This window comes from Microbacterium sp. Bi121, from assembly GCF_918698005.1.
Lineage (GTDB): Bacteria > Actinomycetota > Actinomycetes > Actinomycetales > Microbacteriaceae > Microbacterium.
Window position 1 is genome coordinate 161,051 of sequence record NZ_CAKKLJ010000001.1, and the last position, 15,203, is coordinate 176,253.

At 68.6% G+C, this 15,203-nt stretch carries 17 protein-coding genes and 1 tRNA gene; 4 read left to right on the plus strand and 14 right to left on the minus strand.

Translation table 11 applies throughout. The features are described from left to right. Window positions 1-23 precede the first annotated feature (23 nt). The 6 genes from LQZ87_RS00765 to LQZ87_RS00790 form a co-directional block, all read right to left on the minus strand. Window positions 24-758: an ABC transporter permease gene (locus LQZ87_RS00765; RefSeq protein WP_230101537.1), complete on the minus strand. Its 735-nt coding sequence runs from the start codon at window positions 756-758 to the stop codon at window positions 24-26. Beyond that, window positions 755-1,561 (minus strand): ABC transporter ATP-binding protein, encoded by an 807-nt coding sequence (locus LQZ87_RS00770; RefSeq protein ID WP_230101538.1) that lies wholly within the window; start codon window positions 1,559-1,561, stop codon window positions 755-757. The genes LQZ87_RS00765 and LQZ87_RS00770 overlap by 4 nt, the downstream gene beginning before the upstream one ends. A gap of 41 nt (window positions 1,562-1,602) precedes the next feature. Beyond that, window positions 1,603-2,190, minus strand: a complete 588-nt coding sequence (locus LQZ87_RS00775; RefSeq protein WP_230101539.1) for a TetR family transcriptional regulator — start codon at window positions 2,188-2,190, stop codon at window positions 1,603-1,605. 19 nt (window positions 2,191-2,209) lie between these two features. Then, complete coding sequence (locus LQZ87_RS00780; protein WP_230101540.1) at window positions 2,210-3,763, minus strand: L-serine ammonia-lyase, iron-sulfur-dependent, subunit alpha; 1,554 nt, start codon at window positions 3,761-3,763, stop codon at window positions 2,210-2,212. A 77-nt stretch (window positions 3,764-3,840) separates the two neighbouring features. Next, a tRNA-Arg gene (locus LQZ87_RS00785) sits at window positions 3,841-3,913 on the minus strand. Window positions 3,914-3,985: 72 nt separating this feature from the next. Further along, window positions 3,986-4,546, minus strand: coding sequence for an asparagine synthase (locus LQZ87_RS00790; protein WP_230101541.1), 561 nt, complete (start codon window positions 4,544-4,546; stop codon window positions 3,986-3,988). 126 nt (window positions 4,547-4,672) lie between these two features. Between LQZ87_RS00790 and LQZ87_RS00795 the strand changes: the two genes are divergently transcribed. Continuing rightward, window positions 4,673-5,509: an SDR family oxidoreductase gene (locus tag LQZ87_RS00795; RefSeq protein ID WP_230101542.1), complete on the plus strand. Its 837-nt coding sequence runs from the start codon at window positions 4,673-4,675 to the stop codon at window positions 5,507-5,509. A 47-nt stretch (window positions 5,510-5,556) separates the two neighbouring features. On the opposite strand, the gene LQZ87_RS00800 is transcribed toward LQZ87_RS00795, so the two are convergent. The 6 genes from LQZ87_RS00800 to LQZ87_RS00825 form a co-directional block, all read right to left on the minus strand. Further along, a complete protein-coding gene (locus tag LQZ87_RS00800; RefSeq protein WP_230101543.1) occupies window positions 5,557-6,198 on the minus strand; it encodes an NAD(P)-binding domain-containing protein in 642 nt (213 codons plus the stop codon). Between the two features lie 35 nt (window positions 6,199-6,233). Continuing rightward, complete coding sequence (sufU, locus tag LQZ87_RS00805; RefSeq protein WP_230101544.1) at window positions 6,234-6,677, minus strand: Fe-S cluster assembly sulfur transfer protein SufU; 444 nt, start codon at window positions 6,675-6,677, stop codon at window positions 6,234-6,236. Further along, window positions 6,674-8,023 (minus strand): SufS family cysteine desulfurase, encoded by a 1,350-nt coding sequence (locus LQZ87_RS00810; RefSeq protein ID WP_230101545.1) that lies wholly within the window; start codon window positions 8,021-8,023, stop codon window positions 6,674-6,676. Before LQZ87_RS00810 ends, sufU begins: the two co-directional genes overlap by 4 nt. A 52-nt stretch (window positions 8,024-8,075) precedes the next feature. Next, window positions 8,076-8,261: a hypothetical protein gene (locus LQZ87_RS00815; RefSeq protein ID WP_230101546.1), complete on the minus strand. Its 186-nt coding sequence runs from the start codon at window positions 8,259-8,261 to the stop codon at window positions 8,076-8,078. Window positions 8,262-8,405: 144 nt separating this feature from the next. After that, window positions 8,406-9,329, minus strand: coding sequence for a hypothetical protein (locus LQZ87_RS00820; RefSeq protein WP_230101547.1), 924 nt, complete (start codon window positions 9,327-9,329; stop codon window positions 8,406-8,408). Between the two features lie 200 nt (window positions 9,330-9,529). Beyond that, window positions 9,530-9,868, minus strand: coding sequence for a DUF6804 family protein (locus tag LQZ87_RS00825; RefSeq protein WP_230101548.1), 339 nt, complete (start codon window positions 9,866-9,868; stop codon window positions 9,530-9,532). 126 nt (window positions 9,869-9,994) lie between these two features. Between LQZ87_RS00825 and helR the strand changes: the two genes are divergently transcribed. Next, the gene (gene helR, locus LQZ87_RS00830; RefSeq protein WP_230101549.1) at window positions 9,995-12,124 is read left to right on the plus strand and encodes an RNA polymerase recycling motor ATPase HelR; all 2,130 of its coding nucleotides are present in this window, start codon (window positions 9,995-9,997) and stop codon (window positions 12,122-12,124) included. Here the strand turns inward: helR and LQZ87_RS00835 are convergent. Both LQZ87_RS00835 and LQZ87_RS00840 read right to left on the minus strand, forming a co-directional pair. Continuing rightward, window positions 12,117-12,440, minus strand: a complete 324-nt coding sequence (locus tag LQZ87_RS00835; protein ID WP_230101550.1) for a hypothetical protein — start codon at window positions 12,438-12,440, stop codon at window positions 12,117-12,119. The two genes, helR and LQZ87_RS00835, sit on opposite strands and share 8 nt — an antisense overlap. Continuing rightward, window positions 12,437-13,321 carry an SDR family oxidoreductase gene (locus LQZ87_RS00840; protein WP_230101551.1) on the minus strand — a complete coding sequence of 295 codons (885 nt, stop codon included), beginning with the start codon at window positions 13,319-13,321 and terminating at the stop codon, window positions 12,437-12,439. Before LQZ87_RS00840 ends, LQZ87_RS00835 begins: the two co-directional genes overlap by 4 nt. A 125-nt stretch (window positions 13,322-13,446) precedes the next feature. On the opposite strand from LQZ87_RS00840, the gene LQZ87_RS00845 reads away from it, so the two are divergent. Both LQZ87_RS00845 and LQZ87_RS00850 read left to right on the plus strand, forming a co-directional pair. Then, on the plus strand, window positions 13,447-14,445 hold the full coding sequence (locus tag LQZ87_RS00845; protein ID WP_230101552.1) for a PfkB family carbohydrate kinase: 999 nt from the start codon (window positions 13,447-13,449) through the stop codon (window positions 14,443-14,445). After that, window positions 14,442-15,188 carry a 5'/3'-nucleotidase SurE gene (locus LQZ87_RS00850; RefSeq protein ID WP_230101553.1) on the plus strand — a complete coding sequence of 249 codons (747 nt, stop codon included), beginning with the start codon at window positions 14,442-14,444 and terminating at the stop codon, window positions 15,186-15,188. Before LQZ87_RS00845 ends, LQZ87_RS00850 begins: the two co-directional genes overlap by 4 nt. Window positions 15,189-15,203: the final 15 nt, after the last annotated feature.

A 15,203-nucleotide genomic window follows, 5' to 3' on the forward strand; every position in this document is an offset into this window, starting at 1 on the left:
CGGCGGGGTGATCGGTTCCCACATCACCGCGTTCGCCGACGCAGCGTGAGCGATGCCAGCAGCAGGGCGCCGACCGCGAACGCGAGCACGATGAGCAGCGGCCCGAACACGTCCCACCCCTCATCCCCTGCGGCCACCGCGTTGATCGTGTCGATCGCGTAGCTCAGCGGCAGCCAGTCGGAGATCGCGTGCAGCACGTCGGGCATCTGATCGCGCGGCATGAACAGTCCGCCGAGGATGATCTGCGGGAACACCAGCAGCGGCATGAACTGCACGGCCTGGAACTCGGTCTGCGCGAACGCGCTCGCCAGCAGCCCGAGCGCCGTGCCGAGCAGGGCGTCGACGATGGCCACCAGGCCGAGCTGCCACAGCGGACCGTCGACCTCCAGGCCGCACACCCACACCGCGAAGGTCACCGTGATCGCAGCCTGAAGCAGGGCCATCAACCCGAACGCGACCGCGTACCCGAGGATGAAGTCCGGCTTGCCGAGCGGCGTCGTCATGAGCCGTTCGAGTGTTCCCGATCGACGCTCGCGCAGCGTGGTGATCGATGTGATCAGGAACATCACGATGAACGGGAACAGCGCGAGGATCGCACCGCCGAACTGATCGAAGACCCCCTCCTTATCGCTGAACAGCCAGGCGAACAGTCCGACCAGGAGGCTCGGTGCGATGAGCATCAACGCGATCGAGCGCGGGTCGTGTCGCAGCTGCGCGAGCACTCGACCGGCGGTCGCGAAGGTCCGACGGCCGCTCATTCTCCGACCTCCTCGTCGCGCTCGGGTGCACTGTCTTCCGTACCGCTCTCTCGGGCTTCTCTACGCGACCGGCGGGTCTCTCCCCCGGTGCGGTCGCGCTCGATCAGCGCGAGGAACGCCGCCTCAGGGTCGGCAGTGCCGGTGTCGTCCAGCAGCTGCGACGGCGTGGTGTCGGCGATGATGCGTCCCTCGCGCATCAGCAGCAGCCGATCGCAGCGCAGCGCCTCATCCATGACGTGGCTCGAGACGATCAGCGTGACGCCGCGGTCCGCGAGACCGCGGAACAGCCCCCATAGCTCGGATCGCAGCACGGGGTCGAGTCCGACCGTCGGCTCGTCGAGGACGACGAGCTCCGGCGAGCCGATCAGCGCCATGCCGAGCGATACCCGAGTGCTCTGTCCACCGCTGAGCGAGTCGACCAGCTGCCCGGCCTGACCGCGCAGGCCCACCTCGTCGATCACACGGTCGACGTCGCCCTTCGGCGCCCTGAGCAAGGATGCGAAGTAGGCGAGGTTCTGTCTCACACTCAGATCGCCGTAGACGGCCGCCCCCTGCGTTCCGTACGCGACGCGGTGTCGAAGCCGGCTGGACCCGCCCGGTTCGCCGAGCACGGTCACGTCTCCGGATGCGATCTTCTGCACTCCGACGATCGAGCGCATGAGCGTGGTCTTCCCGCAGCCAGACGGCCCGAGGAGACCGGTGATCTGTCCCTTCGGGATCACGAGATCCACGCCGTCGAAAACGCGAACGGATCCGCGGTGCACGCGCAGCTGCGCGATCTCGACAGCCGAGTTATTCACCATGTGTTGAATTATTGACCCGCGGGCGGGGATCGTCAAGGCACTCAGTCGAACAGGTAGCGCTGGATCGTCGGCCCCACCAGCGCGACGAGCTCGTCCACCTCGGCATCCCGCATGGCGGGAAGCTTCACCACATACCGGGCGATGATGAGACCGGCGATCTGCGAGGCGACCAGCGTCGCCCGAAGCTCGGCATCCGGAGCATCCAACTCGTTCGCGATGCGCGGCAGCAGCTCAAGCGTCAGGAACCCCGTGACCAGGGGTCCTGTGAGCCTGCCGCTGATCGCGGTGCGCAGCACCATCACGCCGCGTTTGCGCACGTCGGGACGCTCGAACGCCTCCAGCACGAACCGGACGATCCGCTCTCCTGCACCGTGAGGGCCGCCGCGCAGGATCGCCGGAACCTCGACGTCCGGCCGCACCGGGAACCCGGCGACCTCGGCGAACAGATCGGCCTTGGCGCCGAAATAGTGGTGCACGAGCGCAGGGTCGACGTCGGCGCGCGCCGCAATCGCTCGCACGGTCGCCCCGTCGTAACCGTGCTCGCCGAACTCATGCGTCGCGGCTGCCGCGATGCGCTCGCGGGCATCGGAATCGCCAGGAGGCCGCCCCCGCCCCCGCCTGCTCACCATGCGGACAGCCTACGACCCGTCAGCACTCGATGACGTTGACCGCGAGGCCGCCCTCGCTGGTCTCCTTGTACTTCGTCGACATATCGGCGCCGGTCTGACGCATGGTCTCGACGACGGCATCCAGTGACACGTAGTGCTCGCCGTCCCCGCGCAGCGCGAGCCGTGCGGCGGTGACGGCGGTGGATGCTGCGATCGCATTGCGCTCGATGCACGGGATCTGCACGAGCCCGCCGATCGGGTCGCAGGTGAGGCCGAGGTGATGCTCCATCGCGATCTCGGCGGCGTTCTCGATCTGGCGGTTCGTGCCGCCCATCACTGCGGTCAGTCCCCCCGCAGCCATCGCACAGGCGGAGCCGACCTCGGCCTGACAGCCACCTTCGGCTCCCGAGATCGACGCGTTCGCCTTGAACAGGGAGCCGAGCGCGGTGGCAGTGAGCAGGAAGCGCCGGATGCCGCGCCGCCTGTTCGCCTCGGCGATCCGATCAGCCGGGAGTCCGCTTTCGACTCCCTGCGGTCGCTCAAGCCGTTTCGTCTCGTCGCTGCGCTCCTCGCTCAACGACCCCCGAGGCGGCCCCTCGCTTCTCGAGAACCCGAGCAGGGCGCTTCCGACGAGCTCACCGTCCGGGGTGACCGCGTTGCCCGACCCGAGTCCGGAGTCGGCGAGGAACCGCCACCAGTACATCGCGACGGCGGGCAGGATGCCGGCGGCGCCATTCGTCGGCGCCGTGACGACGCGCCCGCCGGCGGCGTTCTCCTCGTTGACGGCGAGCGCGAAAGCACCGAGCCACTCGCCGGGGATCGCCGGCGAGCCATCCGCCTCGATGGCGTCGAGCTGCTCGCGGATCGCCCCGGCACGCCGCTTCACCTTGAGGATGCCTGGGAGCACACCGTCTGCGTGGAGTCCGGCGTCGACGCACGACGCCATGGCATCCCAGATCGCGTCGAGACCAGCCGCGACCTGCTCCTCCGACCGCAGCGCCATCTCGTTCTCGCGCGCCACGTCGGCGATGGTGATGTTCCGTTCGTCGCACAGCGCGAGCAGCGATGCCGCATCGGTGTAATCCAGCGGGAAGCCGCCGGCGGCGATCTGCGCCTCCTCGCCGTCGCGGCGGATGAACCCGCCACCGATCGAGTAGTAGATCTGCTCGATCAGGACCTCACCGTCGGCGGCGTGCGCGCGCAGGGTCATGGCGTTCGGGTGCCCTGGGAGCCTCGTCCGCGGCGCGAACTCGATGTCGTCCTTGTCGAACGCCACGGCGTGCTCGCCGGCGACGAGCAGGTCGACCCCCTCAGGGTAGGCCGACCATGCCGCGCGGACATCAGCCGGGTCGCAGCTCTCCGGCGCGAGCCCGCGGAGCCCTGCCACGACGGCATCCGGGGTTCCGTGCCCGATGCCGGTGGCTCCGAGCGATCCGTACAGGGTGCACGTCACCCTGGAGACGGCGGCGAGCGCGCCGTATGCGCGCAGGCGCTGCGCGAAGTCCAGCGCGGCGCGCATCGGCCCGACGGTATGGGAGCTCGAGGGCCCCACGCCGATGGAGAACAGGTCGAAAGCCGAGACGTACGCAGTCACTCCTCCAGGCTACGCTGGCGAAAGAAAAGAACCCCGCCGCTTTCGCGACGGGGTTCGACTACTGTCTCAACACAGTGTGCGCCACAAGGGACTCGAACCCCTAACCTTCTGATCCGTAGTCAGATGCTCTATCCATTGAGCTAGTGGCGCATCGGGCATCCGCTCCGAAGAACGGGCCTCAGCAAGAATACATGACGAACCATGCGAACGCGAAACCAGCGGTCAGGACGCCGCTTCTCGCTTGCGCTTCGCACGCTGATGCGAAGACAGGGCCTGCAGATCGACCAGACGTAGCGCCTGCATCCGCGCCTCGCGCATCGTCGCGTAGTCGGGGTCCTGCTCGGGGCGCATCCCCTCGACCTTGAGCCGGCGATCGAGATTGCTGCGCACCTCGGCCCAGGCCGCCTCACGCGCGCTCTCGACGAGTGCCCCGAGCTCTTCGGGGTCTTCGACCATCGCCTTCAGTCGCTCGGCGACGCCTGCGTACTGCTTGGCTCGGCGTCGAAGGTTGCGGACGTCACGGTCGCGGTAGTCGTGCGTGCCGACTGGATCCGAGTAACGGCCGCGGGCGCGCTTGCGCAACCGCGCCATCGCCTCCGCCCCGTGCTCGGACTCCCGCGCCATCGCCTCCAGCGCCTGACGCGCCTCGTCGAGGTACTGGGCCGAGTCGAAGACCCCGCCCTTCGCGATCGTTCCGACCAGGATGTGGTTCTTCACCGTGAGACGTGCAGCGGCAGTGGCGATCGCGACACCTTCAGCGATCGCATCCGCAGTCTTTCCCACCAGAACCTCCTCTCCCGATCGTATCCTCACCCACCGACGCCACTCTCGGCCACAATAGAACACAACAGGTTCTCCCCACCTGCGATGAAGCGAACGGCACGACCCGAGTGCCTGGAGGAGGATGTGATGCGACGGCTGACCCTCGCCGGAAACACCACGGTGATCACCGGTGCCGCCAGTGGCATGGGCGCGCAGGTCGCGCGTCAGCTCGGAGCGGCCGGCGTCGACCTCGCCCTCATCGACCACAACGCCGAAGCCCTGGCATCCCTCGCAGCTGACCTTCCCGGACGCACCACGACCCACGTGGTCGACCTCCGCGACGACGTGGCCACGTTCGCCACTGCGGCCGACATCATCGGCGCGCACCCGAGAGTCAACGCGCTGATCACCTGCGCCGGGTCATCGATGCTCGGCAGCCTCGAACAGCTCACCATGGAGGAGATGCGCTGGTTGATGGACGTGAATCTCTGGGGCACGGTCTCGATCACCAAAGCGCTGCTGCCGACGCTGCGCGTGCAGCCCGCCGCGCACATCACGCACCTCGCGAGCGTCTACGCCCTCGCCGCTCCGGCAGGGCGCATCCCGTACGCGATGAGCAAGTTCGCGGTGCGCGGGTTCTCCGAGGCCCTCCGTCACGAACTCGAGGACAGCAGGGTGACGGTCGGCGCCGTGTACCCGGCGGGCGTCCGCACCGGGATCATCCTGCACGGCCGGTACGCCGCCGCGATCGACCCCGCTGTGGCCGCACGGGCTGCATCGGCGCAGGCCGCGATGTATCACACCGAACCCAAGGATGCCGCGGCGCAGATCATCCGCGCGACCGAGCGCCGCCGCATCCGCACCATGGTCGGACGCGAAGCGCGACTCATCGACACGATCGTCCGGGTATCCCCCGGCCGGTACTGGCGCGCGATGCGCGGCACCCTGCGGCAGGCAACGGACACCACGACGCCGGTGGCCTGAACCGCCGCGGCGCGCGCCGGCCTGACGCCGTCGCGACGCCTGCCGGTTCAGGGCAGGCGGTTCGCCCTCGCGAGGTTGGCAGTCAACTCTTCCGCATTCTGGCGGACGACGTACGCCGGGCGATCGCGCTCGACGCGCCACGACTCGCTGAGCGGGCCGACGTTCACGGTGTCGAATCCGACCTGGTCGTAGAACTCCGTGACCCAGGCAGCCGCGTCCTCGAAGTCGCTGGACGTCGCGAGCGCGCGGCGGTCCTCGGTGCCCGCCGGCGTGCCGTCGGTGGTGATGTCACCCGAGACGATGTGGTTGAACGCCTTCACGACCTTCGAGGTCGGCAGGTGCTCCTGCAGCATCTGCGAGGTCGTCGTCTCGCCCTTGTCGAGGGCGTCGATGCGGCCGTCGCGCTCGAAGTAGTAGTTGTTCGTGTCGAGCACGATCTTGCCGGCCAGCGGCTCGACCGGCACCTGCGACAGCGCGTGCAGCGGCACGGTCACCACGACCACGTCGCCGGCCGCCCCTGCCTCAGCGGCGGTCGCCGCGCGCGCCTGCGGACCGAGGTCGGCGACGAGGGAGCTCAGAGTCTCTGGCCCCCGGGAGTTGGAGATCACGACGTCGTATCCGTTCGCGATCGCCGCCCGTGCGACCTGGCTGCCGATGTGTCCTGCTCCGATGATTCCCAAAGTTGTCATCTCAAGGACAACAGGTGCGCGGAGCCGTTATTCCTTCAGTCGAGCTTGCGCAGCGCGTCCTCCGCGGCGACCCAGCCGAGCATGGCGCACTTCACTCTGGCGACATAGCGCGAGACGCTGCCGAGCACGGCGGCGTCTCCGAGCAGCTCCTCATCGGGCTCGATCTTGCCGCGCGATCGCATCGCTTCGCGGAAGACGTCGATCCTCTTCTGCACCTCGGGTACCGTCATCCCCTCGACGAGGTCGGCGAACAGGGATGCCGATGCCTGCGAGATCGCGCATCCATGCCCCTCCCACGCGATGGCCTCGATCGTGCCGTCATCCGCGCGGTGCACCTGCAGGGTGATCTCGTCGCCGCAGGTGGGGTTCAGCTGGTGCGACTGGGCCTTGACCTCGTCGCGCAGCCCGAAGCCGTGCGGCGTGCGCGAGTGGTCGAGGATCAGCTCCTGATACAGGTTCTGCAGGTCGCTGGAAGTCATGAGCGCACTCCGGGAAAGTCGGTGCCGGCGGCAACGCCGCCGAGGAAGAAGTCGATGGTGGCGGCGACGCCGTCGAGGAAGGCATCGACCTCGGCGTCTGTCGAGTAGAGGTAGGTGCTGGCCCTGGTGGATGACGTGACGCCGAGGCGGCGGTGCAGCGGCTGGGCGCAGTGATGTCCGACCCGAACGGCGATCCCGCGGTCGTCGAGGAACTGCCCGACGTCGTGGGAGTGGATGCCGGGGATGTCGAAGCTCGCCAGCCCCACGCGCGGCAGATCGATGCCGGCGCCGAGCACCCGCGCGCCGTCGATCGCGGAGAGTCCGTCGACGAGCCGGCGTCCGAGTTGCGCCTCGTGCGCGGCGATGCGCGGCATCCCGACGCTCTCGAGATAGCGCACAGCGGCGGCGAGCGCGACGGCCTGCGACACCCGCTGCGTGCCGGCCTCGAACCGCTGCGGCGGCGGGAGGTACTCGGCGCGGGTGGTGGTGACGGTGGTGATCATGGACCCGCCCGTGAGGAACGGCGGCATCGCGGCGAGCAGCTCGCGGCGAGCGTAGAGAGCGCCGATCCCGGTGGGCCCGAGCATCTTGTGACCGGAGAGCACGGCGAAATCGACGTCGAGCTTCTTCACGTCGAGGGGCAGATGCGGCGCGGACTGGCACGCGTCGAGCAGCACGAGCGCGCCCACCCTGCGGGCTGCGGCGATCAGCTGTTCGACGGGGTTGACGACGCCGAGCACGTTGGAGACATGGGTGACCGTGACGATCTTCGTGCGGTCGGTGATGTGCGTCTCGATGTCGCCCGGGCGGAGCGCGCCGTCGTCGTCGAGCGGGATCACGCGCAGGGTCGCGCCGGTGCGCGCGGCGAGCTCCTGCCACGGGATGAGGTTGGCGTGATGCTCCATCTCGGTGGTCACGATCTCGTCGCCGTCGCCGAGCCGGAACCGTTCGGCCGCAGCTCCCCCGCGACCTGCTGTCGCGTTGGAGAACGCGTAGGCGACGAGGTTGATCGCCTCTGTCGCGTTGGAGGTCCAGACGAGCTCGTCATCGTCCGCCCCGACGAATCGCGCAACGGCGGCTCGGGCGTCCTCGAACACCTCGGTGGCCTCTGCGGCGATCGTGTGCGCGCCGCGGTGGACGGCCGAGTTCAGCGTCGTGAGGAATTCGCGTTCGGCGTCCAGCACGGCCAGCGGGCGCTGCGAGGTCGCACCGGAGTCGAGATAGACGAGCGGATGCCCGTTCACCTCGGTCTGCAGGATCGGGAAGTCCTCGCGGAGGCTGCGGACCTCAGCCTCGCTGAGCGGGGCATCCGCAGGCACCGCAGTGGCGATGGTGGGAGAACTCATCCTTCAAGCTTCTCACCTGCCGGGTCGTACCGGGGCAGGTCCCGGCGGATGGTCAGGCCGGCGAGTCGTCCGGGTCCAGGGTCTTCAGCATGTCGTCTTCGACGGCGTTGTCGGCATCGAGCTGCTCTTCGGTCGTCTCGTCGCCGCCGAGGGGTGCGCCATCCGCTGTCCCGGCAACAGTCTCTGCAGTGTTCTCGGGTCGGGCTTCATCTGCGGGATCAGGTCTGCGGTCGTCCATACCCGCACGCTACGCCCGATCCCGCTCGCGCGCTACGCGCCGCCCCGCACGCGCGCTGCGCGCTGTCCCGCATCCGGGGATGCTGTATCACTCCGGTCGGTTTAGCGCGCCCAGAACCGACCGAAGTGATACAGCATCGGCGCCTCATCCGCGGCTCGCGATCGCGCGACGCAAGCGGGCGATCAGGGCGGCGCCGCCGTCGTCAAGATCGGCCTGGGTGAGCCGGATCACGATCCATCCTCGATCTTCCAGGTCGCGCTGCCGGCGGATGTCGACTCGCCACTGCTCCTTGCTTCGGCGATGTCCGTCGCCTTCGTACTCGATCGCGATCTTGAGTTCGGGATATGACAGGTCCGGCCTGGCGACGAACCGTCCGCCGTCGTACACCTCGTACTGAACGACGGGCTCCGCGATCCCGGCGGACCGGATGAGCAGTCGAGTCTCGGTCTCCTTCGGAGATTCGACATGCTCGCGCACAAGTGGAATCGCCCTGCGGACTGTCCCGCTGCCGGGGAATCTCCCCCACGCCTGCAGCCGATTCGCGATCTCGTCGATGCTCGCGAGAGGGCGGCCGGGACCCAGTTCCGGGTAGTTGTCGGCCTCGGTCACCAGAGCATCCAGGATCACGACCGTCTCGACCAGAGTCAACACGGCCGCACATGTGAACAGTGCGGCGACGGCGTCCACAGTTCGGGCGCCGCGCACCGTCCAATATCGGATCTTGCGTGCTGCAAGTCGCCGACCGCGCACCCCGGTGATCCTCGGAGCCGAGAGATGGAGGGGAACGGCGATCTCGAGGTCCTCCTCGGGAGTCCAGATCCACGGCAGCGGCAGTCCCCACAGGCGCGCAGCGGAACGGCCCACGAATGCGTGCTCAGCAGCCAGTCTCGGTCGATAGCAGTCGACCAGTGCGCTGAACGTCGAGGGGACCGTCGTCGACCGCACTCCTCGGAATGGGCGATGCAGATCGTCGGCATCCCCGCGCGAGCGGCCGACCCCAGCAGCATGCGCCGCACTCACCCGGAAGCTATCGCCGAGACGGGATGGGAGCTTGCTACGAGTGCGCACGCCCACAGCCTCGGCGATGCCCTGCCGCAGCTTCGGACTTTCCACAGCCGATGGGCACCAGTCCCGGCATCCGCCGCCTGTGCAGTGCGAGTCGCGCCCCGCATCCCGGCGCGATGCTGTATCACTTCGGTCGGTTACGAGCGATCAGAACCGACCGAAGTGATACAGCATCGGTGTGCGGCGGGACTGCGCCGGACGCGTCAGGCCACGGCGCGCTCGTTCTTGATCAGGACGCCGGCTGCGATGAAGAGCAGCGCGGCGACGAACTGCGCGGCCGTCCACACCTGGCCGGTGAAGCCGAACGGGAACACGGGGTTCCAGATCACCGCGATCGCGACGAAGACGATGGTCCACCACCACTGCCGCGCCTGCCACGCGAACCACGCGACGATGAGCGCGAGGATCGGGACGAGGTAGAAGATGATCGTCGCACCGACGTTGTCGTCACCGGTGAACAGCGGCGAGAGGAAGAGGGCGATCGCGGCGAGGAGCCCTGGGGCGAGCGCATTGCGCTGCGTCTGCGGGGTGGGAGAAGCCATGTCTCCATCTTCCCGCACTTCCAGTTTACCGCTGAGGTGGGGGCTTGCGGCAAGGGCCCCCGCAGGGCGCATACTTGTCGATCGTGCGCAGCGAAAACCGCAGTTGCGCGCCGGAATCGGAGCATCGTGAACACCCCTGCCCTCAGCGCCTTCCACCTCTCTGACGAACTCGCCCACAAGGCCGACCCCGCCCTCATCGCTCGCGACGATGAGCAGTTCGACGCGATCGCCGCCACGCTGCGCGACAGCCTGGCCACAGCATCCGCTCGCCTGGATAGCGCCCTCGCCGCCCCCAGCGGCGTCGGCGGCGCGGCCGTCGAACGCGATCTCGAGATCCACCGTCTGAACGCGCGCCTGACCGTGCTGCGTCGGTACGGCATCGACATGTGCCTCGGTCGCATGGTGACGGATGCCGGCGACCACATCTACATCGGACGACTGGGGCTCACCGGCGACGACGGCCGTCAGCTGCTCGTCGACTGGCGAGCGCCGGCCGCCGAACCGTTCTTCGGCGCCACCCTCGCCGACCCCATGGGCCTCGTCAGCCGCCGGCGCTACCGCTGGGCGAGTGCCCGCGTCACGGACTACTGGGACGAGGCGTTCACCGCGGAGGCCCTCGAGACGGGCGGCGCGCTCGACGACCAGTCATCGTTCATCGCCAGCCTCGGCACCTCGCGATCTTCCCGCATGCGCGATGTGCTGGCGACGATCCAGGCCGATCAGGATGCCATCATCCGGGCGGGCTCTGCGGGGACGCTCGTCGTCGATGGCGGACCAGGCACGGGCAAGACCGTCGTCGCCCTGCACCGTGCCGCGTACCTGCTGTACTCCGACACCCGGATCTCGCGCGGCAGCGGCGGCGGGGTGCTCGTGGTCGGCCCCTCGCAGCCGTACCTCGGCTACGTCGACGACGTCCTGCCGAGCCTGGGGGAGGACCGCGTGCAGACCTGCACGCTCCGCGACCTCGTTCCCGAGGGCCGGAGCGCGCCGCCCGAATCCGACCCCGATATCAAGGCCTCGGCGCGACTCATCGACGCCGTCGGCTCAGCCGTGCGTCTGTACGAGCAGCCGCCGGAGCGGGGCACGGTCGTCGAAACGCCGTGGGTGGATCTGCGCGTGAGCGAAGCCGACTGGGAAGAGACGTTCAGCACCGACACCGGATCCGCGCACAACGAGGCGCGTGACGAGGTCTGGGAGGCGCTGGTCGACATCATCTCCGACCGATTCGCCGGGCGCGTCCCCCGCTCGCAGCTGCGTCGCGCGCTCGCGCAGAGCGAGGCACTCATCGCAGCGTTCAACCGCGCCTGGCCGCTGCTCGACCCCGCAGCGCTCGTCGCGGCTCTGTGGAGCAACCCGGGATTCCTGCGCCGCTGCGCGCCGTGGCTGACGGACGACGAGGTATGGATGCTGCAGCGCGAGGATGCCGCGATGTGGACGGCATCCGACCTTCCGCTGCTGGATGCCGCCCGCCGCGCCGTCGGCGATCCGGACGCGGGCCGAATCCGCCGCGAGCGCGAACGGCTGCGCGCCTCAGAGCGGGAGTACCGTGCGAGCGTCGCCGACTACCTGATGGACACGTCCGACGATGACCTCGGCCTCATGTCGATGCTCCGCGGCGAGGACGTGCTGAACAGCCTGGACGACGATGACGCGCTCCCGACGTTCAGTCATGACGCGCTCGCCGGACCGTTCGCGCACATCATCGTCGACGAGGCGCAGGAGCTCACGGATGCGGAGTGGGCGATGCTGCGCAGCCGCTGCCCTTCGCGCAGCTTCACCGTGGTCGGCGACCGGGCCCAGGCCAGGCACGGGTTCGCGCAGACGTGGGAGGACAGGCTCACGGACGCGGGACTCCGTGACGTGCGCCTCGCCTCGCTCTCCGTCAACTACCGAACGCCGGAGGAGATCATGGCCGAGGCTGAGCCGGTCATCCGCGCGGCGCTCCCTGATGCGAACGTGCCGACCTCCGTGCGCTCGAGCGGGATCCCCGTTCGACACGGATCGGTCGCGGACCGTGAGGCGATCGTGGATGCCTGGCTGGCCGACAACGACGAAGGAACCGGCGTCGTGATCGGCGACGAGACCTTCACCGGATCGGATCGGGTGAGGTCGCTGACTCCCGAGACGGCGAAGGGGCTGGAGTTCGACCTTGTCGTGCTCGTGGCCCCCGAACGCTTCGGCGACGGCGTCGAGGGCGCTGTCGATCGCTACGTCGCGATGACCCGCTCGACCCGGGAGCTCATCGTCCTCACGTGATGTTCGGCTCGCTCCGCGGGGGGAAGTGCGGAATCCTGTTCGGACGCGTGGCACGCGAGGCCGGTCCGGCTGCGTCCGCGGCATCCAGATCGGCGAGCAGCTCGTCCAGGTTTCGATAACGCGACCTGGTCGGGCAGGGGCTGCGCAGCCAGAGAACGTCATACGTTCCCGTCTCGTTCTTGTCGACGTAGGCGACCAGGCGCGAGGCATCCGATTCGGTGAGGGATGCGTCGCAGATCCGCCAGGCGGTTCGGGCGATCGGGATGACTTCCCAGACGGATGCCGGTCGCGGAGGCTCCGGGGCTGTCATGGTCATAGCGCCTTCCCTCCGGTCACGGCGAGAACCGCGCCCGACGTGTACGACGACTCGGCGGAGGCGAGATACACGTACGCGCCGGCGAGTTCGGCCGGTTGACCCGCTCGGCCGAGCGGTGTGTCGGCGCCGAACGAACGAACCTTCTCGTCGTCCCAGCCTGTTCCGGGGATCAACGGCGTCCAGATCGGGCCGGGTGCGACGGCGTTCACGCGGATGCCGCGCGGGCCGGCTTCTTCGGCGAGCGCCTTCACGAACGCGACCTGCGCCGCCTTCGTCATGGCGTAGTCGATGAGTCCGGGGGACGGATTGAAGGACTGGATGGATGCCGTGACGATGATGCTCGCACCGGCGTCCAGGCTCGGGAACGCGGCCCGCGCGGAGAACAGCAGCCCCTCGAGGTTGGTCTGGAACACGCGCTGCATCTCATCGGTGCGGAGGTTCTCGAAGCCATCGATGTCGTGCTGGTAACCGGCGTTCAGCACGAGGATGTCGAGTCCGCCGAGGCCCTCGCGCGTCTTGTGGACGGCCTCGGAGGCGAAGTCCTCATTGCGCAAGTCGCCGGCCAGGCTGAGTCCGGCGCGGCCGGCATCCCGAACGAGGGCGAGCGTGGCGTCGGCATCCTGCTGCTCCTCCACCATGTGCGCGATCGCGACGTCAGCGCCTTCTCTGGCGAAGGCGATCGAGACCGCGCGTCCGATCCCCGAGTCGCCGCCGGTGATCAGGGCGCGGCGACCGTCCAGTCGCCCGTGGCCGACGTAGCTGGTCTCGCCGTGGTCTGGCTCCGGTCGCATGCGCTCGGTGTGACCCGGCTGGCTCTGCGCCTGAGCCGGGAACTCGTCATCGTGGTGCGCATGTCGTGGGTCGGGGGTGCTGTCAGTCATCTGAGCGCTCCTTCGAGAGTCGAGTGTTGTACTCACCTTCCACGTGCACTGCGCACCGGCCAAGGGGGTTGACACTTCCGGGTCGCGACTGCAGACACTGAGAACACCGAACGGAAGGAGTCGTCATGAGCGTCACGATCTTGGCTCCGTCACCAACGCTGACGGTGACGGTCGAAGACCATCCGCAGGGTTCTGAGATCCATGTGCATGCGGGCGGGCAGGGCGTGTGGCACGCCAGGATGCTGCGCCGGCTGCAGGTGCCGGTGACGATGTGCTGTCTGCTGACCGGGGAGGTCGGCCGGACGCTGAGGCATCTCATGGAGGACGAGGATGTCACGGTCCACGCTCTGACGCGCGACGGACGGGGTTCCGCCTACGTGCACGATCGCCGGGGAGGCGAACGCATCGTGGTCGACGAGGAGGACGGCGATCCGATCGGAAGACACGACCTCGACGATCTGTACAGTGCCATGCTTCGCAGCAGCGACCCCTCTTCGGTCGTGGTGCTGAGCGGCCCGGCCGGCGACGACACGATCCCCGCGGATTTCTACCGGCGACTCACGATCGACCTCCGCGCGGCCGGCAAGACAGTGGTCGCCGACCTCGCCGGCGAGCGGTTGGAGGCAGTCGTGACCGGCGGAGTCGACATACTGAAGGTGAGTCATGAGGAGCTCAAGGCCGACGGCCTGGTGAGCGCGGTCACCGACGACGAGATCATCACCGCGATGCACCGGCTTCGGGCGGACGGCGCCGGCGCCGTGATCGTCACGCGAGCAGGCGACCCGTTGCTGCTCGCTGATGCTCAGGGCGTGCTCGAGGTGACTCCTCCGCCGTTCGAGGAGACCGAGACCCGCGGTGCCGGTGACTCCCTGACTGCAGGCCTGATCGCCGCGCTCACGCGGAGCGAGAACCTGCGGGACGCCATCACCCTCGGCGCCGCTGCCGGCGCACTCAATGTCACGCGGCACGGGCTGGGAACGGGAGACGCGGAACTGATCGAGAGCCTTCGAGAGAAGGTCACCGTCCGAGAAGTTCCGGCGACGGGTGCCGGTGATCGTGAACCTGAGGGCCGGGTGAGCCCCGACGGCCTCGCCGCACTCGCGGAGCCGGAGGCGTCATCATGACCCGGGTTCTCATCACGAACGACGACGGGATCGACGCGCCGGGCCTGTGCGCACTCGCCGAGGCCGCTGTCCGCGCCGGATTCGACGTCACCGTCGCGGCTCCGGCCAAGCAGTCCAGCGGGTCGAGCGCGTCGATCATGGCGACAGAAGCCGACGGACGGATAGCGATGGAACGACGCACGTTGACGCCGATACCCGATGTGCAGGCGTTCGCGGTGCACGGCGGCCCGGGGCTCATCGCGTTGATCGCTGCCAGAGGGGCCTTCGGCGACCCGGCCGAGGTGGTGCTGTCGGGTGTCAACCACGGCGCGAACGTCGGTCGTGCGATCCTGCATTCCGGCACGGTGGGCGCTGCTCTCACCGGCGGCCTGAACGGAGCGCGCGCGATGGCCGTGTCATTGGATGTCGGAATGAACCCCGACGAGTTCCACTGGACGACGGCAGCGGATGCTGCGGTCGCACTCCTGCCCGAGCTCATGGCGCGTGCCGCCGGCACGGTGATGAACGTGAATGTGCCGAACGACGATCATCCTCGTGGTGTCCGCGAATCTACCCTGGCGCCGTTCGGCATCGTCCAGATGACTGTGGCCGAGAGCGACGATAGCTATCTGCGACTCGCCGTGGAGGAGCTGCCGAACGTCCCCACCGCCGAGAGCGACGCAGCGCACCTGGCTGACGGGTGGATCACCGTCACCGGCATCGACTCCATCACCGAACGACGACTCGATCTCGCGGTGGAGTGATCTCGCGGCGGAGCG

Bases quoted from the DNA above. Each gene is read 5' to 3' on its own strand.
- LQZ87_RS00765 (WP_230101537.1), bottom strand. From the start codon at position 758: ATGAGCGGCCGTCGGACCTTCGCGACCGCCGGTCGAGTGCTCGCGCAG.
- LQZ87_RS00770 (WP_230101538.1), bottom strand. From the start codon at position 1,561: ATGGTGAATAACTCGGCTGTCGAGATCGCGCAGCTGCGCGTGCACCGC.
- LQZ87_RS00775 (WP_230101539.1), bottom strand. From the start codon at position 2,190: ATGGTGAGCAGGCGGGGGCGGGGGCGGCCTCCTGGCGATTCCGATGCC.
- LQZ87_RS00795 (WP_230101542.1), top strand. From the start codon at position 4,673: ATGCGACGGCTGACCCTCGCCGGAAACACCACGGTGATCACCGGTGCC.
- LQZ87_RS00800 (WP_230101543.1), bottom strand. From the start codon at position 6,198: ATGACAACTTTGGGAATCATCGGAGCAGGACACATCGGCAGCCAGGTC.
- sufU (WP_230101544.1), bottom strand. From the start codon at position 6,677: ATGACTTCCAGCGACCTGCAGAACCTGTATCAGGAGCTGATCCTCGAC.
- LQZ87_RS00810 (WP_230101545.1), bottom strand. From the start codon at position 8,023: ATGAGTTCTCCCACCATCGCCACTGCGGTGCCTGCGGATGCCCCGCTC.
- LQZ87_RS00815 (WP_230101546.1), bottom strand. From the start codon at position 8,261: ATGGACGACCGCAGACCTGATCCCGCAGATGAAGCCCGACCCGAGAAC.
- LQZ87_RS00825 (WP_230101548.1), bottom strand. From the start codon at position 9,868: ATGGCTTCTCCCACCCCGCAGACGCAGCGCAATGCGCTCGCCCCAGGG.
- LQZ87_RS00835 (WP_230101550.1), bottom strand. From the start codon at position 12,440: ATGACCATGACAGCCCCGGAGCCTCCGCGACCGGCATCCGTCTGGGAA.
- LQZ87_RS00840 (WP_230101551.1), bottom strand. From the start codon at position 13,321: ATGACTGACAGCACCCCCGACCCACGACATGCGCACCACGATGACGAG.
- LQZ87_RS00845 (WP_230101552.1), top strand. From the start codon at position 13,447: ATGAGCGTCACGATCTTGGCTCCGTCACCAACGCTGACGGTGACGGTC.
- LQZ87_RS00850 (WP_230101553.1), top strand. From the start codon at position 14,442: ATGACCCGGGTTCTCATCACGAACGACGACGGGATCGACGCGCCGGGC.